Source organism: Arthrobacter sp. TMN-50 (assembly GCF_054511125.1).
In genome coordinates this window covers 101,398-122,910 of the sequence record NZ_JBTNDG010000001.1, presented here as the reverse complement: position 1 = coordinate 122,910, position 21,513 = coordinate 101,398, and the positions used below count along the sequence as shown (strand labels likewise).

Annotated in this window: 16 protein-coding genes and 1 tRNA gene; 9 read left to right on the top strand and 8 right to left on the bottom strand. The window is 63.6% G+C overall.

Going from position 1 to position 21,513, the window contains the following annotated elements; genetic code table 11:
• Positions 1-4: 4 nt before the first annotated feature.
• Entirely contained in the window at positions 5-604 is a 600-nt protein-coding gene (locus tag ACX80A_RS00575) for a GDSL-type esterase/lipase family protein (protein ID WP_459257726.1), read from the bottom strand.
• A gap of 72 nt (positions 605-676) precedes the next feature.
• The gene (locus ACX80A_RS00570) at positions 677-4,597 is read right to left on the bottom strand and encodes a multifunctional oxoglutarate decarboxylase/oxoglutarate dehydrogenase thiamine pyrophosphate-binding subunit/dihydrolipoyllysine-residue succinyltransferase subunit (RefSeq protein WP_459257724.1); all 3,921 of its coding nucleotides are present in this window, start codon (positions 4,595-4,597) and stop codon (positions 677-679) included.
• Positions 4,598-4,793: 196 nt separating this feature from the next.
• Here ACX80A_RS00570 and guaB1 point away from each other — a divergent pair, with 196 nt between their 5' ends.
• The 6 genes from guaB1 to ACX80A_RS00540 all read left to right on the top strand — a co-directional run bounded on the left by guaB1 (position 4,794) and on the right by ACX80A_RS00540 (position 11,848).
• Complete coding sequence (guaB1, locus tag ACX80A_RS00565; protein WP_459257723.1) at positions 4,794-6,257, top strand: GMP reductase; 1,464 nt, start codon at positions 4,794-4,796, stop codon at positions 6,255-6,257.
• Positions 6,258-6,572: 315 nt separating this feature from the next.
• Entirely contained in the window at positions 6,573-7,919 is a 1,347-nt protein-coding gene (locus ACX80A_RS00560) for a hemolysin family protein (protein WP_459257722.1), read from the top strand.
• Complete coding sequence (locus tag ACX80A_RS00555; protein ID WP_459257721.1) at positions 7,916-9,010, top strand: hemolysin family protein; 1,095 nt, start codon at positions 7,916-7,918, stop codon at positions 9,008-9,010. Before ACX80A_RS00560 ends, ACX80A_RS00555 begins: the two co-directional genes overlap by 4 nt.
• A 98-nt stretch (positions 9,011-9,108) precedes the next feature.
• Positions 9,109-10,068 (top strand): metal ABC transporter solute-binding protein, Zn/Mn family, encoded by a 960-nt coding sequence (locus ACX80A_RS00550; RefSeq protein ID WP_459257720.1) that lies wholly within the window; start codon positions 9,109-9,111, stop codon positions 10,066-10,068.
• 44 nt (positions 10,069-10,112) lie between these two features.
• Entirely contained in the window at positions 10,113-10,958 is an 846-nt protein-coding gene (locus ACX80A_RS00545; protein ID WP_459257719.1) for a metal ABC transporter ATP-binding protein, read from the top strand.
• A 2-nt stretch (positions 10,959-10,960) separates the two neighbouring features.
• Complete coding sequence (locus tag ACX80A_RS00540) at positions 10,961-11,848, top strand: metal ABC transporter permease (protein WP_459257718.1); 888 nt, start codon at positions 10,961-10,963, stop codon at positions 11,846-11,848.
• Here ACX80A_RS00540 and ACX80A_RS00535 read toward each other — a convergent pair.
• On the bottom strand, positions 11,845-12,282 hold the full coding sequence (locus ACX80A_RS00535; protein ID WP_459257717.1) for a Fur family transcriptional regulator: 438 nt from the start codon (positions 12,280-12,282) through the stop codon (positions 11,845-11,847). The two genes, ACX80A_RS00540 and ACX80A_RS00535, sit on opposite strands and share 4 nt — an antisense overlap.
• A 110-nt stretch (positions 12,283-12,392) precedes the next feature.
• Here ACX80A_RS00535 and ACX80A_RS00530 point away from each other — a divergent pair, with 110 nt between their 5' ends.
• Complete coding sequence (locus ACX80A_RS00530) at positions 12,393-13,049, top strand: MBL fold metallo-hydrolase (protein ID WP_459257716.1); 657 nt, start codon at positions 12,393-12,395, stop codon at positions 13,047-13,049.
• On the opposite strand, the gene ACX80A_RS00525 is transcribed toward ACX80A_RS00530, so the two are convergent.
• Positions 13,046-14,716 carry an alkaline phosphatase D family protein gene (locus ACX80A_RS00525; protein ID WP_459257715.1) on the bottom strand — a complete coding sequence of 557 codons (1,671 nt, stop codon included), beginning with the start codon at positions 14,714-14,716 and terminating at the stop codon, positions 13,046-13,048. The genes ACX80A_RS00530 and ACX80A_RS00525 overlap by 4 nt on opposite strands.
• Positions 14,717-14,762: 46 nt before the next feature.
• Positions 14,763-14,981, bottom strand: coding sequence for a hypothetical protein (locus ACX80A_RS00520; protein ID WP_459258357.1), 219 nt, complete (start codon positions 14,979-14,981; stop codon positions 14,763-14,765).
• 17 nt (positions 14,982-14,998) lie between these two features.
• On the opposite strand from ACX80A_RS00520, the gene ACX80A_RS00515 reads away from it, so the two are divergent.
• The gene (locus ACX80A_RS00515; RefSeq protein WP_459257714.1) at positions 14,999-15,829 is read left to right on the top strand and encodes a sulfurtransferase; all 831 of its coding nucleotides are present in this window, start codon (positions 14,999-15,001) and stop codon (positions 15,827-15,829) included.
• 46 nt (positions 15,830-15,875) lie between these two features.
• Positions 15,876-16,307 carry an HIT family protein gene (locus ACX80A_RS00510; protein WP_459257713.1) on the top strand — a complete coding sequence of 144 codons (432 nt, stop codon included), beginning with the start codon at positions 15,876-15,878 and terminating at the stop codon, positions 16,305-16,307.
• 12 nt (positions 16,308-16,319) lie between these two features.
• Here the strand turns inward: ACX80A_RS00510 and hrpA are convergent, their stop codons facing one another.
• From hrpA to ACX80A_RS00495, 3 genes are all read right to left on the bottom strand, one after another.
• The gene (hrpA, locus tag ACX80A_RS00505; RefSeq protein ID WP_459257712.1) at positions 16,320-20,264 is read right to left on the bottom strand and encodes an ATP-dependent RNA helicase HrpA; all 3,945 of its coding nucleotides are present in this window, start codon (positions 20,262-20,264) and stop codon (positions 16,320-16,322) included.
• 14 nt (positions 20,265-20,278) lie between these two features.
• Positions 20,279-21,247: a helix-turn-helix transcriptional regulator gene (locus tag ACX80A_RS00500; protein WP_459257711.1), complete on the bottom strand. Its 969-nt coding sequence runs from the start codon at positions 21,245-21,247 to the stop codon at positions 20,279-20,281.
• Positions 21,248-21,391: 144 nt separating this feature from the next.
• A tRNA-Arg gene (locus ACX80A_RS00495) sits at positions 21,392-21,464 on the bottom strand.
• Positions 21,465-21,513: the final 49 nt, after the last annotated feature.

Genomic DNA, 21,513 nt, shown 5'->3' with positions numbered 1-21,513 from the left:
GGTCTTACTCGGGCGCGGGGACGTCCAGCCATTGGAACCAGCCACGGTGGAGAACTAGCCAGGCCATCAGTCCATAACCAGCCTGGCCCGGGCCGCCACCATTGGCTGCAAGGTCGCTGCGCCATTGTTCATGGGCTTGCAGCGGCGTGAAGGTGTCGACGTAGACGTGCTTGCGGCGCGTGGTGACGTCTGCGAAGGCTGCCGAAAGGTCAGCCAGCCTGCGGTTCCGTTCGGCGTCCAGCCCTGGCGGAGGCCCCACCACCAGTACCTTCACGCTCATGTGCGCGGCGCCATCGAGGATGTTGGCCAGGTTGAGCCGGCTGCGCGCTGTTGAGAGATCCAGGTCGAGGTCCCGGTTGGACAGACCAATCACCAGCCTGTTTTCGAATCCATCGCTAAAGCGCCGTCCGGTTTCCTGCAGCCACCGGTTGGCGAGCGCCTCGGTGCCCTCATCGGGTGCGGCAAGGGTGAAGGCCTGCAGCGCAACGCCGTCGGGGGCTGTCCGGGCGAGGACACGGCCGAACCAGCCGAGGGCGCGGGGATCGCCAAGGCCTGCTAGCAGTTCGTCACCTACGGCTGCGAGCCGGATTTTGCGTTGTTCCACTGGTTAATTACCTTTGTCCGCTCATTGTTTTACCACTTGATTAGCCACTGCGGTCCGAGGTTCGAGCACGTGCTACTTACGTTCGAACGCCTTCTTCACCAGGATCTCCTGCTCCACAGCGTGGCGCTTGGCCGAGCCGGTTGCGGTTGATGCAGAGGCGGGACGCGATGCCAACCGCAGCGGCCGGTCCAGGTACTCAGGGAGATTAAGCCCAATAAACGGCCATGGTCCCTGGTTCGCCGGCTCGTCCTGAGCCCACACGAGGTCAGCGTTCGGGAACTCGCCGATTGCAGCCTTGATCTCTTCAACCGGGAGAGGCGCGAGCTGCTCCACCCTGATGATTGCTGTCTTCCGGTCATCGGTCTTCTGACGTGAGGCCAGGAGGTCGTAGTACAGGCGGCCGGACACCAGAATAACCCGATCGACGTCATTCGCGTTGAGGTCCTGTTTGTCCGGGATCACTGGGAGGAAGCTGCCAGTGGTGAAGTCCTCAACCGAGCTGGCCGCAGCCTTCAGCCGGAGCAGTTGCTTCGGGGTGAAAACGATCAGCGGCTTACGCGGCCTGGTATACGCCTGGCGGCGCAGCAGGTGGAAATGGGATGCAGCGGTAGTGGGGTTGGCCACCACCATGTTGTCCTCGGCGCACATCTGCAGGAAGCGTTCGATGCGGGCCGACGAATGATCCGGACCCTGTCCTTCATAGCCGTGCGGCAGCATCAGCACCAGCGACGAGCGCTGGCCCCATTTTTGCTCGGCAGAGCTGATGAACTCGTCGATGATGGTCTGAGCACCGTTGACGAAGTCACCGAACTGCGCTTCCCACAAGACCAGCGCGTCGGGGCGTTCGACCGAGTACCCGTATTCGAAGCCCATCGCCGCGTATTCCGACAGGAGGGAATCGTAGATCCAGAACTTGGCCTGCGCCTCGCTGAGGTCGTCGAGAGGCAGCCATTCCTGGCCGGTCGCCCGGTCATGGAACACGGCGTGACGCTGCACGAAGGTCCCCCGGCGCGAGTCCTGGCCAGCCAACCGGACCGGAACGCCCTCCATGAGGAGTGATCCGAACGCTGCCAGCTCGCCGAAGCCCCAGTCGATACCACCCTCGCGGGACATCTGTTCGCGCTTGTCCAGCAGGGCCTTCAGCTTCGGGTGCACGGTGAAGTTCTCGGGGATTGCTGTGTGAACCTTGCCGATGTGGGCGAGGGTCTCCGGAGTGATCGCTGTGCTCGCCGGAACACCAACGCCGGTGTCCGATTGCTGCGACATCGGGCGCTCAATGTCCGATACTGCTGCAGCGTCCTTGGTGACAATCGGGATGGGCGACGTCTGGGCGGCATGCGTCTCGGCGAAGACCCGCTCCAGTCGCTCCTGGTAGTCCCGCAAAGCCTGCTCCGCCTCATCCTGGCTGATGTCGCCGCGGCCGATCAGGGCCTCGGTGTAGAGCTTGCGCACCGAGCGCTTCGCTTCGATGAGGTTGTACATCATGGGCTGCGTCATCGACGGATCGTCGCCTTCGTTGTGACCGCGACGGCGGTAACACACCATGTCGATCACAACGTCCTTGTTGAACTTCTGCCGGAACTGGTAGGCGAGCTGGCCCACGCGGACCACTGCCTCCGGGTCGTCGCCATTGACATGGAAGATCGGAGCCTGCACCATCTTCGCCACATCGGTGGAGTACACCGAGGAGCGCGACGACGTTGGGGAGGTGGTGAACCCCACCTGGTTGTTCACAATGATGTGGATGGTGCCGCCGGTCCGGTAACCCCTCAGCTGGGAGAGGTTCAGTGTCTCAGCGACAACACCCTGACCCGCGAAGGCGGCATCGCCGTGGATCTGGACCGGGAGGACGGGGAACGCGTCGCCCATGTCGAGGCGGTCCTGCTTGGCCCTGACGATGCCCTCCAGCACTGAATCCACCGCCTCGAGGTGAGACGGGTTGGCCGCGAGGTAAATTTTGGTCTCGTTACCGTTCTCGGAGGTAAAGGTGCCCTCGGTGCCGAGGTGGTACTTCACGTCGCCCGAACCCTGCACGGAGCGCGGATCCTGGGTGCCTTCGAACTCGCGGAAAACCTGGCCGTAGGTCTTCCCGGCGATGTTCGTCAGTACGTTGAGCCGGCCGCGGTGCGCCATGCCAATGGCCACCTCGTCGAGGCCGTCGTCGGCGGCGTTGGAGATGATCGAATCCAGCAGTGGGATCAGCGACTCGCCGCCTTCAAGGGAGAAGCGCTTCTGCCCGACGAACTTGGTTTGGAGGAACGTCTCGAATGCTTCGGCAGCGTTGAGCTGGTGCAGCACGCGCATCTGCTCTTCGCGGCTGGGTTTGGAATAGGAGTGCTCCAGTTCGTCCTGGAACCACTGACGTTCCTCAGGATCCTGGATGTGCATGTACTCGATGCCGGTGGTGCGGCAGTAGGCGTCACGGAGGACACCGAGGATGGTGCGGAACTTCAGCATCGGCTTGCCGCCGAACCCACCGGTAGGCCATTCACGGTCCAGATCCCACAGGGTAAGCCCGTGAGTCCGCACATCGAGGTCGGCGTGCTTGCGCTGCACGTACTCCAGCGGGTTGGTGTCGGCCATCAGGTGGCCCCGCACCCGATAGGCGTGGATCAGCTGCTGGATGCGGGCAACCTTGTTGATCTCATCCATCGGGTCGACCTGGATGTCGGCGCTCCATCGGACCGGCTCGTAGGGAATCCGGAGGGCTTCGAAGATCTCGTCGTAGAAATTCTGTTCACCGAGCAGCAACTGGTGGATGATCCGCAGGAACTCGCCGCTTCCCGCACCCTGGATGACGCGGTGATCGTAGGTCGAGGTCAGGGTTATCGTCTTGCTGATCGCGTGTTGCGCGAGGGTCTTCTCGCTCGAACCCTGGAACTCGGCCGGATATTCGAGGGCACCCGCTCCAATGATGCAGGCCTGGCCCTTGGATAGGCGCGGCACCGAGTGCACGGTGCCAATCCCGCCCGGGTTGGTCAGCGACACGGTGGTGCCCGCATAGTCGTCGGCGCCAAGCTTGCCGGAACGCGCCTTTTTGACCAGGTCTTCGTAGGCGTGCCAGAAATCGGAGAAGTTCATCTTCTCGGCCATCTTGATGTTCGGGACCACCAGCAGGCGGCTGCCATCGGGTTTCGGCATGTCGATCGCGAGACCGAAGTTGACGTGTGCGGGCTGCACCGCGGACGGCTTGCCGTCGACGACGTCGTAATACACGTTCTGCGACGGGAACTGTGCCAGTGCACGAATGATGGCGTAGCCGATCAGGTGCGTAAACGACACCTTGCCGCCGCGCGCACGAGCCAGATGGTTATTGATGACGACGCGGTTATCAATCAGAAGTTTCGCGGGAATGGCGCGAACACTGGTGGCGGTGGGAACCGTCAGGCTGGCGTCCATGTTGGTCGCGATCGCCTTGGCTGGCCCACGGAGGACCTTTACCGTGTCGTCGTCCATATCGGTGCTGCGGTCAGACTTGGGGAGTTGGGCCGGAATCGGCGTCGTCGACGGTTTTTCGGCCCTGGCGTTGTCGGATTGCTTGGACGCGGGCTTTTCGGCTCTTTCCTGGGCCGCCTTCTCCAACGCCCGGTCGGCGTTGTCTTCGGCCTTGATGGCGGCCGGGGAATGTGTCTCCTTGGGTACCGGCGGCTGTGCCGATTCCTCGAAGCTGGCGGGGGACTCGCCGGAGGATTTGGGGGCCCTTGCCTCGGCGTTGACCACGGGCAATTCGCGGGTGGTGGGATTGTGACCCAGGTCGCCGCTGCTGTTATTGACACTGCTGTTGTTGACACCGCTGTTGTCAGCGTCGGAGCGCGGTGCGGTGTGACGGCCGTTTTCGGACTGAGCGTCCTCCGCCGAAAATGAGTCGAACAGCTTCCACCACTTCTTATCGACGGAGTCCCGGTCCTGCTGGAACTGCTCGTAGAGCTCGTCGACAAGCCACTCGTTTCCGCCGAATTCTTCAGGTAGACGGTGGTTGGGTTGTTCTGGCACTAGTAATACGCCTCTTCCGTAAGTTGCCCTGAGCCCGGTGCGGAGAGTCTGCAGCTGCCTTCAACGCGAGATAAAACTGTATACAGACCCGCTGTCAGTCTAATGACAGTCGCGGGTAACAAGCCAATCCCTCGGCTGTCCGAAGTGTCAGGGGAACCACCTAGACTTTAAACGAAGCCGATCCAGGAGCAACACCATGCGTTTTATCAATCAGCCGACCACCGACCTCACTTATTCGGACGTCTTTTTGGTCCCGTCCGCCTCAGAGGTCGTGTCCCGCTTCGATGTGGATCTTTCCAGCGACGATTCGACCGGCACGACCATCCCGCTGGTGGTGGCCAACATGACGGCCGTGACCGGGCGCCGCATGGTCGAGACAGTAGCTCGCCGCGGCGGGCTCGCCGTCCTGCCGCAGGACATTCCGTCCGAGGTGATCGCTGAAGTGACCGAGTGGGTAAAGAGCCGGGACGCCGTCTACGAGACTCCACTCAAACTCCAGCCCGGGAACACCGTGATTGATGCACTGCACCTGATCAATAAGCGGTCCTACGGGGCGGTGATGGTGGTTGACGAACAGAACCGTTGCGTCGGAATCGTCCGGTCGGCGGACTGCGAGGGAGTCGACCGGTTCGCCTCGCTGGAATCGGTGATGCGCACCAGCTTCGTCAACTTCGAATCATCCCGGTTTGCCGGCGATGCTGCGGCAGGACTCCAGCGCGCTTTCGAGGAGCTGGACGCCGCGGGCACCAGTCTCGCTCCCGTCTCCAGCGACGGCGAGTTGCTGGGTGTGCTGACCCGCAAGGGTGCGCTGCGCTCGACGATCTATCGGCCGGCCCTCGACGCCGACGGATCGCTTCGGGTTGCCGCGGCAGTGGGCATCAACGGCGACGTCGAAACCAAGGCCGCCGAACTGCTGGACGCCGGTGTGGACGTGCTGGTCGTCGACACCGCCCACGGGCACCAGCGAAAGATGCTCGACGCACTGAAGGCAGTTCGGGCCGTCGCCAGCGGGGTTTCCCGGACAGTGCCCATCGTGGCGGGCAATGTGGTGAGCGCCGACGGCGTTCGTGACCTGGTGGCGGCGGGTGCCAACATCGTCAAGGTCGGGGTGGGCCCGGGCGCCATGTGCACCACCCGCATGATGACAGCGGTGGGGCGGCCCCAGTTTTCGGCCGTGCACGAATGTTCCGAGGCGGCGCGCGAACTCGGCGCACAGGTCTGGGCCGACGGCGGCGTGAGGTACCCGCGGGACGTCGCGCTGGCGCTGGCCGCCGGCGCCAGCCAGGTGATGATCGGATCCTGGTTCGCCGGAACCTATGAGAGCCCCGGGGATCTGCAGACGGACAGTAGCGGCAGACAGTACAAGGAGAGCTTCGGCATGGCTTCGGCCCGGGCGGTCCAGAACCGGACGCAGCGCGACGACGTCTTCGCCCGGGCGCGAAAGGGGCTGTACGAGGAAGGCATTTCGACATCGAAAATGTACCTTGACCCGGCCCGTCCTGGAGTAGAGGACCTGCTGGACATGATCACTGCGGGCCTGCGCAGCTCGATGACCTATGCCGGGGCACGCAGCCTCGCCGAGTTCAGGGAGAACGCCGTGGTGGGTGTGCAGTCGGCCGCGGGCTACGAAGAGGGCAGGCCACTCCCGCAGAGCTGGTAGCAGCCATACTGGTGCGCGCGGACCGCTGATGTAAACTGGAATTCTTATGGACAGTTCCTCTAGGGGCCGGCCTTCGATGCGTGCGCCGCGGATTTCCGCAGCACGGACGACTCGCGCCGGCAGACCCCGTACCAATGCCCATCATCACCTCCCAGCAGTTGTGAACCCCGTTGACCCAGATCGCAGCGGGCCTCGTGTTTCGGGAGTCTGCTCCACCGAGCCGCTATCGGAGCCTTCCAGACCGGGCCCGCTCGGTTCCCTGCGCCGCCGCGTGCGCGACCAGAGCCGGAATGCCCGGACGGCGGTGAGCGCCAGATGGAAATCTATTTCCTAATAGCGGGTCTCCTCCTGATCCTGGGAACCGGGTTCTTCGTCGCCGTTGAGTTTTCCCTCGTCGCCCTGGACCAGACCTACGTCCAGCGGGCGGTCGATAATGGCGACAAGGGCGCAGTGCCCCTGCTCAAGTGCTTGAAATCGTTGTCTACCCAGCTCTCGAGCTGTCAGCTTGGCATCACCCTCACCACCCTGTTGACCGGCTACGTCATGGAGCCCTCCGTCGGTCGCCTGATCCAGGGTCCGCTGACTGCAGTCGGTGTCCCCGATGCGATTCTCGGGACGGTATCGCTCGTCATAGCGATGACGCTCGCCACCCTCCTGTCGATGCTTATCGGCGAGCTGGTCCCCAAAAACCTTGCCATCGCCCTCCCCTTCAAGATTGGCAAGTTGCTGGCCCGGCCGCAGCTGATCTTCACCGGAGTCTTTAAGCCGGCGATCATCGTGTTGAATGGCTTCTCCAACCGAGTACTGAACCTGTTCGGGTTGGAGGCGAAGGAGGAGATCTCCGGCGCCCGGACCCCGTCGGAGCTTTCCTCCCTGGTTCGCCGGTCCGCCGAGATGGGCACTCTCGACGCCGGTACAGCCAACTTCCTGGCGCGGACTTTCAGCTTTTCGGAACGAACCGCCGCCGATGTGATGACCCCGCGAATCAGAATGGAAACCATCGAGTCGGATCAGAGCGTGGCCGACGTCGTCGACCTCGCCCGACGGACGGGGTTTTCCCGGTTCCCGCTGATCGCCGATTCGCCCGATGACATCCGAGGCGTGGTCCATGTCAAAAAGGCCGTTGCCGTGCCGCGCAGCAAGCGCGCGGGTCTGCCGGCCGGCACCATCATGACCGAGGTCCTGCGCGTCCCGGAAACTGTCCATCTGGACTCCCTGCTGGCAGAACTGCGGGAGGCGAACCTCCAGCTCGCGGTGGTGCTCGACGAGTATGGCGGAACGGCCGGCGTCGTCACCCTCGAGGACCTGGTCGAAGAGATTGTCGGCGAGGTTGCCGATGAGCACGACAAGCTGAAGCCAGGTGTGCTGCAGAGCGCCTCGGGCAACTGGTTCTTCCCCGGTCTAATGCGGCCCGACGAGGTCACCGACCAGATTCCGCACCTTTCGGTGCCTGATGAGGCAGGCTACGAAACCGTAGCCGGGTACATCATGGCGCAGCTGGGTCGGATTGCTACCCCCGGCGACCGGGTTGACGTATCCGGCGGTGTCCTTGAGGTAGAGCGCATGGACGGTCGACGGATCGACCGGGTCAGCTTTATCCCGATGCAACCAGTAATCGAAACTGGCGGAGCCGCAACCGCCGCGATGGAAGGTCAGCGATGAACGACTGGGCCGGAATTGTCTGGCTGATTGTTCTGCTGATCGGTAACGCCTTCTTTGTGGGCGCCGAATTTGCGATCATGTCAGCGCGACGCAGCCAAATTGAGCCCTTGGCCGATGAAGGCTCGAAGCGGGCCAAGACAACGCTGTGGGCCATGGAACATGTCTCCCTGATGCTCGCCTGTGCACAGTTGGGCATTACCGTCTGCTCACTGCTGATCCTGCAGGTAGCCGAGCCTGCCATCCATCACCTGCTCGTGGTTCCCCTGGAATCGGTGGGTATCCCCGCGGGCCCGGCTGACATCATCGCGTTTGCGATCGCGTTACTGATCGTGACCTTCCTGCACGTGACGTTCGGCGAAATGGTTCCGAAGAACATTTCGGTGTCCGTTGCCGACAAGGCGGCACTGCTACTGGCCCCGCCGCTGGTGATGATCGCACGGATTGTGAACCCCATCATCGGATCCCTGAACTGGTTGGCGAACCACATCCTGCGGGCCATGCGGGTGGAGCCGAAGGACGAGGTAACCTCGTCCTTCACCCTCGAAGAGGTGCAGTCGATCGTGCAGGAGTCCACCCGCCACGGTCTCGTTGACGATGGTTCCGGTCTGATTTCCGGTGCGCTTGAGTTTTCCGGGCAGACGGCTGGCACCGTCATGGTGCCGCTCGCCGAACTGGTGAGCGTCAGCACGGATTCCACCCCGGCCGACTTTGAGAAGGCGGTAGGGCGCACCGGTTTTTCCCGGTTTGTGTTGATGGACGAAAACGATGTCCTGACCGGGTATATGCACCTCAAGGATGTCATGTCCATCTCGGAGGAGATGTACGCCAAGCCCATCACCGAGAACAAGGTGCGTACCCTGGCGAACCTTAACCTCGACGACGAAATCGAGACCGCGTTGAGTACCATGCAACGAACCGGATCACACCTGGCACGGGTGCTCGGGCCGGACGGGGCAACCCACGGTGTCCTGTTTCTCGAGGACGTGATTGAGCAGTTGGTCGGTGAAATCCGGGACGCGACGCAGAACCAGGGCCACCGGCGTACCGGCAACAGTGTGGAGGACGTGCCGGCGGACCACATCCCTCGGTAGGTGGCACCCCGGCAATATGCGAATGATTCGCGTTTGCGTTAGACTCGAGATCAAAAGTTATTGATGCGGGTCAAACCAACACGGAGATCGAGGGACACATGCAACGCTTTTCCACAGTGACAGGTTTGGTCGGGGTCACGGCCCTCGCGCTGGCACTAACCGGGTGTGGGCAGTCGGAGGGAGGAAACGCTGCCGCTGGCACCACCGAGAACGGCATTCAGGTAGTCGCCTCCACGAACGTCTACGGCGAGATTGCCGAGACCATCGGAGGGGACAGGATCTCGGTCACGTCGATCGTGGACAGCCTGTCGCAGGACCCGCATTCCTATGAGGCCACCGTCCAGGACAAGCTGGTGGTATCCGAGGCGCAGCTCCTGATAGGAAATGGCGGCGGTTATGATCCGTTCCTGGAACGGCTTGCCGACGAAGTGGAGCACGACTCGGTCATCTCTGCGGTCAGCGTCGCAGGCCTCCAGGAGGAAGGTGAGGAGGGGCACGAGGGTGAGTCCGAAGAGGAGCACGCAGCACACGGTTCCTTCAACGAACATGTTTGGTATGACGTGACCGCAATGGGCGCCGTCGCCGAAGAAATAGGCGCCAAGCTCGCCGAAATCGACCCGGATAATGCCGAAACCTACAAGACCAACGTCGACGAGTTCACCACTGGCACTGCAGGTCTGGCAGATCGGCTTACCGGGTTGAAGGCAAAAGCAGAGGGCAGGACGGTAGCGATCACCGAGCCGGTCCCTGTTTACCTCCTTGACGCAGCGGGACTGGAGAACATCACCCCGGGCGACTACAGCGAGGCTATCGAGGAAGGCTCGGATGTATCGGTGGCCGTCCTGAACGAAATGATGGCCCTCATGGAGGACGATTCTCTCGCCTTCCTTGCCTATAATGAGCAGACGGAGAGTCAGCAGACCCAGTCCGTCCGTGACGCGGCGGACGCGGCAGGGGTTCACATTGTCACCTTCACCGAGACTGTTCCGGAGGGGGAGGACTTCCTGACCTGGATGTCCTCCAACGTGGACAGCATTGAAAGTGCTCTGAACCCCTAATTGATGGTTGGTGGAAACACCACCCGACCTTATTCCTGCTGGAGATGAACCAACTGGCTTTGACCCCTCACAATTTCACCGCGGAGCGCACGGTTGCCGAACCGGTGGTCAGGCTACGGTCGGCGTCCCTTTCATTTGGTGACCGCGTCCTCTGGCATGACCTCGACCTGGACATCCGCAAGGGTGAGTTTTTCGCGGTTCTCGGTCCCAACGGGTCGGGCAAGACCAGTCTCCTGAAGGTGCTGCTGGGCCTCCAGCGACTGGACTCCGGAACGGCCACAATCAACGGGTCCGAGGTACGTCGCGGTAGCCGTGATATCGGCTACATCCCTCAGCAAAAGTCCTTCCCGCCGGAAACCCCGCTCCGGGCACGCGATCTGGTGGGGCTCGGCGTCGACGGTCACCGCTGGGGTTTGCGGTGGAAGGGCCGACAATACAACGCTACAGTCGACGCCCTGCTCGAAAAGGTGGGTGCTTCCTCCTACGCTGATGCACCGGTTGGGCGCCTGTCCGGGGGCGAGCAACAGCGGTTGCGGGCGGCGCAGGCCCTCGCCACCAACCCGCAGGTTCTGCTCTGCGACGAGCCCCTGCTCTCCCTTGACCTGCATCACCAGCAGGCAGTCAGCGGGCTCATCAACGATCAATGCCGTGAGAACGAGTCGGCTGTCGTCTTTGTCACCCACGAAATCAACCCGGTGATCGACTACGTCGATCGCGTCCTCTACCTGGCGGGAGGACAATTCAGGGTTGGTCCGCCCCATGAAGTCATGACCAGTGAGGTGCTGTCCGAGCTGTACAACAGCAACGTCGAGGTCCTGCACAGCAAGGGGCGGATCATCGTCGTCGGGCTCCCAGATGACACCACCCACCACCACGCGGAAGGACACTGACAGTGGACCTGCAGGAGATCTTCACCGCAATCTTCAATTTCGACAACTACGCCGACCTGCTCCCCCTGGTGCGGAACTCGCTGTGGGCGGGAGCCGTGCTTGGTCTGCTGGGGGGACTGATCGGCACCTTCGTGATGATGCGGGATCTGGCGTTCGCCGTCCACGGTATCGCCGAACTGTCCTTTGCCGGCGCGGCGTTCGCGCTGCTCATCGGCGCCAACGTGATCTACGGGTCGCTGGTGGGGTCGGTGCTTGCCGCGCTGCTGCTGGGCGTGATGGGGATCAGGGCACGGGACCGAAACTCGATCATCGGGGTGATCATGCCGTTCGGCCTCGGCCTGGGCATTCTCTTTCTCGCCCTCTATGAGGGCCGGGCGGCCAACAAATTTGGGCTGCTGACCGGGCAGATCGTGTCGGTGGACGACGTCCAGCTATCCCTGCTGGCGGGCTGCGCGGTAGCGGTGATGGTGGCGCTGCTGGCCATCTGGCGGCCGCTCACCTTCGCCAGCGCCGACGCCGCCCTGGCTGAGGCGCGCGGCGTGCCGGTGCGTGGCCTGTCCATCATGTTCATGTTCCTGCTCGGCGTGTCAGTGGCCCTGTCCATCCAGGTGGTGGGTGCGCTGCTGGTGCTGGCCCTGCTGATCACCCCTGCCGCAGCGGCGCTGAAGCTAACCTCGTCGCCCAGGATTGTGGTGCTGCTCAGCGTAATTTTCGCCTGCGTCTCCGTGGTGGGAGGAATCCTCCTGGCGCTGGGTGGGCGAATCCCGATCAGCCCCTACGTGACAACCATTTCCTTCGTGATCTACCTGGTCTGTCGGGGAATCAGCTGGCAGCGTGGCCACCGAAGAGCGTCCACGACAGCCGGCCCCGCCCTGGTGCGGTCGGTCTAACTCCGGCGCTGTTCGGCGGTGCAGACCGGGCAGAGACCGTAGATTTCCACGGTGTGGGCCACCTCGGTGTAGCCGTGCTCCTCGGCGGTGCGCGCCGCCCACTTCTCGACGGCTGGCGCCTCGATCTCGACGGCGCGCCCACAGTTCCGGCAAAGCAGATGGTGATGGTGGTGGGGAGCGTCGCACCGGCGATACACTGCTTCCCCCTCACCGTTCCGCAAAACGTCGACCAGGCCATCCTCGGACATCGACTGCAGGATTCGGTAGGTGGTGGCGAGAGAGACGGCGTGTCCTGCCGCGTGCAGCAAACGATGAAGTTCCTGGGTACTGACGAAATCGTCGAGGTCATCGAGCGCCGCGCTGACCGCCAGACGCTGCTTGGTGACCCGCTGCTCTGAGCCTTTACGGGCGGCCGGTTCTGCTACTGGTGGCACTGCTGGATCCCCTCCTGACGGCTCGGGCGTTACTGACTGTCGCGAACCAGATTACCAGCGGCGGACCCCCGGCTCTGTTGGCTGGAGCGTCCCGGCGGTAGGCTGGCGCGATGAAGCTCACCAAATACACGCACGCCTGTGTCCGGCTGGAAAAGGACGGTGCAGCGCTCGTCGTCGACCCGGGGTCGTTTTCCGAGGTGGAGACGGCTCTCGCCGGGGCGCACGCGGTGCTCATCACTCATCAGCATGCCGACCATTTCGACGAGGAACGCCTGGTGGAGGCGCTGCGTGATGATCGGGCCATGGTGGTCTATGCACCGGCTGTGGTAGCCACGGCACTTTCTGGGCGGCTCGACGACGAACCCGGGAGAGTTCACACGGTCGAACCGGAGCAGCGGTACATTATCGCCGGCTTTGAGGTCCAGACCTTCGGCGGACAGCATGCGTTGATCCACCCACACATTCCGATGGTGGCGAATATTGGCTACTTCATCGACGGGTCGCTTTATCACCCGGGAGATTCCTTCATCGTCCCGCATGGCATTGACGTTGCAACACTTCTCGTGCCGGTCCATGCGCCCTGGTCCAAAACCGGCGAAGTGATCGATTTCGTGACCTCGGTCAGGGCGGTCCGTGCCTTCCAGATCCACGATGCGCTCCTCAACGACAGCGGCCTGCAGTTGGTGGAGGACCATATCGCCCGCATCGGGGGACTCTACGGCACCGAATTTCGCCATCTCGATCCGGGGGAGAGTGTGCTGCTCTAGGTCGTGATTGAGGTTCGGGGAGACACCGTCACCCTGGCGACCTCTTCCAGCCGCGGCGAAAGGTGATCGCCGTCGTCGACCACCCCGCGCTCCCACCAGAACCGCAGGCCATCCGGGCCGGCCTGCAGGCCCGCCAAATTGTTGTCGAACCAGGGGCCTTTCAGCCCCGACCAGCGGAAGGGCGGGTCGGGCACCTTTGCTGAGCGAGCCACCAGCGCGCCCACCGGGCTGGCGACCCCGTAGGACAGGATGGCCGTAAGAAACCGCATGGCGCGGGGGAGTGGGTTGCGGATCGGGGAACACACGGCCTGGATGATCCGGCTACCCGACGACCGCTCCACCTCGGACACATAGGAGAAGTGCACGTCCCCGGAGAGGAAGGTCACGGTTTCGGGTGCCGGACCGCGTTTGCCGTCCGCCACATCGACGGCCATTCCGGCCACGGCCCTGAAGCTCCGCTGGAATGCACCCCAATGTTCAAGGTCGACCGTACGTCGCATCTTCTCGCCGATTTTCGCGCCGAGGGTGCCCCAGGCGCCGTCGGCGAGAGCCTCGTTCCAGGCTTCGATGTGGTGCAGGCCGGTGGGCAGCAGGAAAGGCAACGAGGTGGCGATCAGGAGGTGCCGGAAACCGCCCTGCATTTGACCGTCGAGCCACTCCAACTCCCGGTCGTCGAGGATTGACCGTTTTTCGGGGTCAAGGACCCGGCCTGCGCGGGAGTCGAGGACCACCAGTCGGACGTCACCGATCTCACGGCTGAAGCTCCACCGGTAGGTCGAGGGTTCCTGATTGGTGCGATCGGCGAACTTATCCAGCGCGTCGCTGAGATCCAGCTCGGCGGCGCCGGTGTGCGAGGCGACCAGCTGCCAGATCTCGTCCTGCGCGCGGTGTTCGGGTGAGAGGTTGCCGAGGTGCTGGTGCACCCAGTAGGAGGCCAGTCCCGCGACAATTCGCCCTTGCCACCAGGAGGTAGTCTCCATGGCGTGCTTCCAGTTCAGGGAGGTGTTCCAGTCGTCCCGGATGTCGTGGTCATCGAAAATCATGGCGCTGGGCAGGGTGGAGAGCAGCCATCGGTTGGCGTCATCCGACCACGCGAGGTTGTATAGATGGGCATACTCCTCGTAGTCCTTCAACTCCTCGCCGGGGTCCTCGTCGATATCCCGCCGGGCCCTAATGAACTCCTGCATAGCGTCACTGGTGACGTCGGCGTACACCTGGTCGCCCAGGAACACCACCAGATCGGGCCACGCCACATCGCTGACCCCCGCCGCCAGATTAAGGGCGTAGGCGCGCAGCGAATCGACTCCATGCTTGCTGTTGCCGGCCTCGTCGTGAGGGACGCTCGTGCGGCAGGAACCGAACGCCATCTTAATCGGCTTGTCAGGCGTCAGGGTGGCGATCATCGAGGGAGGATACTCTGACCCTTCCTCGGGCCACACCTGGACGCCGTCAATCGACAGTGTGTATGGGGTGACAGTTCCCGGTTCCAAACCGTCCGCCTCCACCAGAGCGTAGTGATGGCCGTGGACTCCGAACGTCCTGGCCGTCCAGGTCTGTTGACCGGCCGTTACGCTGACCTCCGCCGCCTGCCGGGTCTCCACCCAGATGCTAGCCGAGGTCAGATCGACGTATCGCATCATGGGACCGAGCACCAGGGAATCATTCATTACTTAGTTCTACCCGGTTCCCGCCACCGCCGCTATTTCTGTTGGGTCAACCCCGCCAGATCATGTGGTCGATGACGCAGGGCTCAAAGCTGGGTTCCAACCGCCATGCCGGGTAGAAGGCTGAATTCTCCGGGTCGACGACAGCCAGGCTGGTCCATGTGTGTCCGCCTACCGGCCAGCCCTGCCCTGGCTGGAAGTGGATTGGAGTACCGGCCCGGGCTGTGATGGACTGGTGCGCATAAGGGTCGGCAGTGTTGCCGGTCACATTCAAAAGGAGATCTTATGAAGACTCTGATGGACGTGCAGGCCCTGCGGGACCGGATGACCTCCGGGCTGCAGACGGTCCTGCTGGATGTCCGCTGGTCGTTGGGTGATCCCCACGGTCACGGTCATTACCAATCAGCCCACATACCCGGCGCAGTGTACGTCGACCTCGACGCCACCCTGAGCGGCGAACCATCGGCCCGGGAGGGCAGACACCCGCTGCCCCAGATCGAGCGGTTGCAGGAAGCGGCCCGCCAGTGGGGCATCAACGACGGCGACATGGTGGTGGCGTACGACAATTCAGGCAACACGTCAGCGGCCCGGCTCTGGTGGCTGCTGCGCTGGGCGGGGGTGGAGTCAGTGCAGCTGCTCGATGGTGGGCTGGCTGCCTGGACCGGTGCCGGCTATGAGACCGAGGGTGGGGAGGAACAGCACTGCCTCGGAGAAGTGGCACTGAGTACCGGTTCGATGACGATTACCGACATCGACCATGTCCGGTCGATCGCGGAACACGGCGTACTGCTCGACGCCCGTGCCGGCGAGCGGTTCCGTGGCGAGGTAGAGCCGCTGGATCCGAAAGCGGGCCATATTCCCGGTGCGGTGAGCGCGCCCACCACGGAAAATCTCGCCGCGGACCTGCGGTTCAAGACCCCGACGGACCTTCGCCGACGCTTTGAAGCGCTGGGCGTCAACGATGCTGCCGCCGTCGCTGTGTACTGTGGATCGGGGATCACTGCCGCCCACCAAATCGCTGCGCTGGAGATTGCAGGTTATTCCGCCGCACTCTACCCGGGGTCCTGGTCGCAGTGGTCCTCCCGGTCGGATCTTCCCGTCGCCACCGGCGCCTGACCCCCACCAACCCCAATCCCAATCCCAGAAAAGTTAGGAGATATCCGTGAGTACCCTGTTCACCAAGATCATCGACGGCGACATACCGGGACGATTCATCTGGAAGGACGACGACGTCGTCGCGTTCCTCACCATCGCTCCGCTCACCGACGGGCACACCCTGGTGTTGCCACGCCAGGAAGTGGCCCACTGGGTGGAGGCGGAACCGGAGCTGTTGAGCAAGGTGATGGCAGTGGCTCAGACGATTGCGAAGGCGCAGACGGCCGCGTTCGGCCCGAAACGGGTGGGGGTGCTGATAGAGGGCTACGAGGTGCCGCACCTGCACGTCCATGTCTGGCCGACACAGAGCGCCCAGGACTTCGACGTGCACGCGGTCGACCATCACCCGGATCCGGCTAAACTCGATGCCAACGCTGCCGCGCTGCGGGAGGCCCTCCGGTCGGCAGGGCACGGGCGGTACGTCCCTGACGCCAGTTAGACGGCGGGCCACTTAGACGGCGGAGCCCACCCCGGTCCGCTGCGCGGCCATCGCCTCGCCGATGGCTGCACGGATCCGCTTCTCCGACACGGTGTAGGCGGTGCCCAGCTCCTGGGCGAAGAGGCTGATTCTGAGCTCTTCGAGCATCCAGCGCACCCTCAACAGGGCGGGCGGCGTTTTCCGGCTGCCGGGGACGAGGGCGGCGACGGCGTCGTCGTACTCGTCCTCGAGGCGCTGGACGACGGCGGTGCCGAGCGAATCGCGCTGGACGTTGCCGGCCAGCTTGTCGAGACGTGCCTCGATCCCCGCCAGATAACGGGGTAAATGACTCAGCTGGGCATACCCGGTCCTCGCAACAAAGCCGGGGTAGACCAGCTGTTCCAGCTGACTTCTGACATCATTCAGCGCTGTGATCAAGGCGAGGCTGGTGGTGCCCTTGAGGTGTTTCTCGATCCTGCGGGTGCTGGAGAGGATCTTCTCGACGGTGGCGGTGACAGTAAACACGGTGTCGATGAGTTCGGCGCGGACTGTTTCGTAAAGTGAGTTGAACTCCGCCTCGGTCCAGGGCAGGGTCTCGGGGGTGAGCCTGTCGACGGCGGCGAGGGTGCAGTCATCGATCAACCCCGCAACGCTGCCGTGTGGGTTCTGGCTGAAGGTGAGCTTCTCGGCGTTGCTGAGATGCTCCAGGACGTATTTGGCGGGGCTGGGAACACGTACAGCGAGGAGTCTGATGATTCCGTCGCGCATGGCGGCACCCTGCTCGGCGGGATTGGGGAAGACGGCGAGGCCTGCGGCAGTCCCCTCATCGGTCAGCGCCGGGTAGCCGGTCACCGAGTGTCCGTTCACCAGCCGGGTCACCTGGCGGGGGACGTCGCCGACGATCCACGCCGTGAGACCTGACCGCTCGGTAATCCCGATGTCCACGGGATCCCCCGGCTGGGACTCCCCTTCCGACTTCGCTGGAGACTTCGCGTGGGCTGGCGTCTTCGCTGGCCGGGTGGTGGCCGGCGTCGCGCCGAGCGACTCGGCAATTGCGCGGCGTGTTTGAGGTGCTAGCCGCTCCTGGAGGGCCGGCAGATCGGTGCCCTCGTCGAGGATCTGCCCTTTTCCGTCAATCACCTGGAAGCTCATCAGCAGGTGCTCCGGCAGGACGCCGCGGTTCCAGGAGCCCGGCGCAATGATGTGCCCCTTCATCCGGCGCAGCACCAGTTCAAGGGACTGCTCGAGATCGTCGCTCGCCGGGTCGAAGTCGGCGTTCAGCGCCGTGACGGCGCTGCGGGCTACATCGGGGGCAGGAATGAAGTTCTTGCGGACCTGCTTGGGCAGCGATTTGATCAGGGCGGTCACCAGTTCCACCCGTAGCCCGGGAATCTGCCAGTGGAAGGGCCTGGCGTCGAGCTGGTTCAGGAACACCACCGGTATCTTCACCGTGACGCCGTCAGACGCACCCTGCACGCCGGGCGAGAACTCGTAACTCAGGGGGAGGTCAAAACTCCCCTGGTGCCAGATTTTGGGGAAGGCCGATTCGTCAAGGTCATTGTTGTCGGCGAGGAGGTCGCCGGGGAGGAAGTCGAGCAGGTCGGGGTGTTGGTGGCGGGTGTCCTTCCACCACGAATCGAAGTGCCGTTCGGACACCACCTCGGCGGCCACCCGCGTGTCGTAGAACTCGAAGAGGGTCTCGTCGTCGACCATCAGATCGCGCCGCCGCAGCCGGTTCTCCAGCTCCTCGATCTCCGCGAGACGAGCCTTGTTGCGGTGGAAGAATTTATGGTGGGTTTTCCAGTCGCCCTCCACCAGGGCATGCCTGATGAACAACTCTCGCGCCACCTCACGATCGACCCGACCGTAATTGATCCGACGCTGTGGGACGATCGGCACACCGTAAAGCGTGACCTTCTCGTTGGCCATGACGGCGCCCATCTTGCGGGACCAGTGTGGCTCGCTGTAGCTGCGTTTGACCAGGTGCGGCGCCACCTCCTCGGCCCACAGCGGATCGAACTTCGCCGCCACCCGGGCCCAAAGCCTTGACGTCTCCACCAGTTCGGCGGCCATCACCCAGTCCGGGGATTTTTTGAAGAGGGCGCTACCGGGGAAGACGGCGAAGCGGGTGCCGCGTGCTCCGGCGTACTCGCGCTTGCGCTGGTCGTAGAGCCCGATGTGGCTGAGCAGCCCCGCGAGCAGGCTGATATGGATGGCCGAATCGTTGCCCACCGGATCCACTGGGTCGGGGGAGAGGGTGATTCCCAGCGGTTTGGCGAGCTGGCGGAGCTGCGCGAACAGGTCCTGCCATTCGCGGACCCGCAGGTAATTGATGAACTCGTTGCGGCACAGCTTGCGGAACGCTGTGGAGGACAGTTCTTTCTGTTGCTCCTGCAGATATCGCCACAGGTTCAGGTACCCGGTGAAGTCCGAGTTCTCGTCGAGGAACCGTTTGTGCATCGCCGTGGCGGTCTGCAGCTTCGCGCCCTGGTCGGCCTGCGGGCGCTCCCGCGGATCCTGGATAGTGAGGGCCGCGGCAAGCACCATCACTTCCTTAGCGCAGCCACGCTGACCGGCCTCGACAATCATCCGGCCCAGGCGGGGGTCCACCGGGAGTTGGGCGAGTTTGCGGCCTACGGGCGAGATACTGCCCGACGCTTCCAGCGCGCCGAGCTCCTTCAGGAGAGTCACGCCGTCGTTGATGGCCTTGGAATCCGGTGGCTCAACGAACGGGAAGTCGGCGACATCCTTGGGCCCGCGGGTGACCCCCATGGCGGTCATCTGCAGGATGACCGCCGCCAGGTTGGTACGCAGGATCTCCGGGTCGGTGAACGGGCGGCGGGCCTCGAAGTCCTCCTCGGAGTACAGGCGGATGGCAATGCCGTCGGAGACCCTGCCACACCGGCCGGAGCGCTGGTTGGCTGACGCCTGCGAGACACGTTCGATCGGCAGCCGCTGTACCTTCGTGCGGTGCGAGTAGCGTGAAATGCGGGCGGTGCCGGTGTCGATGACGTACTTGATACCGGGGACGGTGAGCGAGGTTTCGGCGACGTTCGTGGCGAGGATGATGCGCCGCCCGGGGCCGGAGGGCCGGAACACCCGGTGCTGCTCCTGGAGAGACAGTCTCGCGAACAGCGGCAGGATGTCGGTGCCCTTGAGCCGGGGATTGACCTGGACCCGGGCGCGGAGGGCGTCTGCCGCATCCCGGATCTCGCGCTCGCCGGAAAAGAACACCAGAATATCGCCGGGGGCTTCCCTGGCGAATTCGTCGACCGCGTCGCAGACAGCGTCCAGTGGGTCCCGGTCTTCCTCCTGGTCCCCTGGGTCGGCGCTGTCATCCGCGTCGCCGGCCGGCTGGCTCAGGGGACGGTACCGGATTTCGACCGGATAGGTGCGGCCTGAGACCTCGATGATCGGTGCCGGTTGCTTGACGGTTACTGCTTCATCGGCGGCGAAGTGCGCGGCGAAGCGTTCAGGGTCGATGGTGGCCGAGGTGATGATCAGCTTCAGATCGGGCCGCTGCGGCAGGATTCTTTTCAGATAGCCCAGAATGAAGTCAATGTTGAGGCTGCGCTCGTGGGCCTCATCAATGATGATGGTGCTGTACTTTTTCAGCAGCCGGTCGTGCTGGATCTCGGCCAGCAGGATGCCGTCAGTCATCAGCTTGATCTTGGTGCTACGGCTGACCTCGCCGGTGAACCGCACCTGGAAGCCGACCTCGGCACCCACCTTGACGTCCAGTTCCTCGGCGATGCGCTCAGCCACCGTGCGGGCGGCAAGACGGCGGGGCTGGGTATGGCCGATCAGCCCCCTGTCGGCAAGTCCCAGCTCCACGCACATCTTCGGAATCTGGGTGGTCTTGCCGGACCCGGTTTCGCCGGCAATGATCGTCACCTGGTTGGCGGCGATGGCAGCCATGATGTCGGCGCGGCGCTCGGAAACCGGGAGTTCAGGGGGATAGGAAATAGTCAGTGCCATGGTTGGTACCAATCCTAGGCGGTAGGACTATCGCCGGCTGCCCTGGTGAGACGTTCCGCCGCCAGCCGGGCCCGCTCACGCATCAGCGGCGGCTCAAGGATCTCGAACTCGAGGTCCAGCGCCACCAGATGCATCAGCGGCCAATCGAGGGAATCAAAGCCCGCCCGCATGAGGGTATGCCCTTCGCCGTCGCTCAGCAGCTCAGCCGTGTCCGGCGACACTTTTTGCGAGACGTCGCTGATGTTACCCGTCAGCCGGACGACGACGTCGTACTGGTACGGCGAGCGCGTGATCGATTGCTGCACGTACAGGGCAAGGTCCCGGGCGGGGAGAGGGCGGGGCGTGAACCGGTCCCGGTGTGCCGGAACGCTCTGGCATCGGTCCACACGAAACGTCCGCCAGTCCTCACGGGTTGCATCCCAGGCCACCAGATACCAACGCCTGCCGGTGTCAACGAGCCGGTAGGGTTCGACGATCCGGCGCGAGGATTCGCCGTCCTGGCGGGCATACCTGAAGACGACGGTGCGGCGTTCGGTGATCGCGGCGGAGAGGGCGGTAAGAATTTCCGGCCGGACCGGGGTGCTGACGGCCGCCATCCGTGTGACAGCGCTCCGCAGGCCCGCGAACCGGGGACGAAGCCGGCTGGGAAGCACCTGCTCCAGCTTGGTCAATGCCCGCACTGATGCCTCGCCGATCCCGGCGACAGGACTTGCCGTGACAGCGCTCAGGCCGAGGGCGACGGCGAGTGCCTCGTCGTCGTCAAGCAGGAGGGGCGGTAGTTGTGCGCCAGCGCCGAGTTGGTAACCGCCAGCGACCCCCGGGGATGCGTGGATGGGATAGCCAAGGGTCCGGAGCTTGCCGATATCCCGCCGAACGGTGCGCCCGGTGACGTCCATGCGCTCGGCAAGCGCCGAACCGGTCCACTCCCGGCGCAGCTGCAGCAGGGAGAGCAGCTGAAGCAGCCGTGCCGAGGTTTCCAACATATGACCAAAATACTCCCCAACACGGTCAGGAGCTGTCCTGAATCACCGCTGCGCCAGGGATCCTTTCGCATGGCGCGCGGCTGGGAGTCCACCCCGTTAAAGCGGTCAGCCCCCAGATTTCGCTGAAATCTGGGGGCTGTTTCGTGCCCTCGATAGGATTCGAACCTACGACCTTCTGCGCCGGAGGCAGACGCTCTATCCCCTGAGCTACGAAGGCGGGAAACCGGTCATTCCGGCCCCGAATTGGGACTCACTGAGCTTATCAG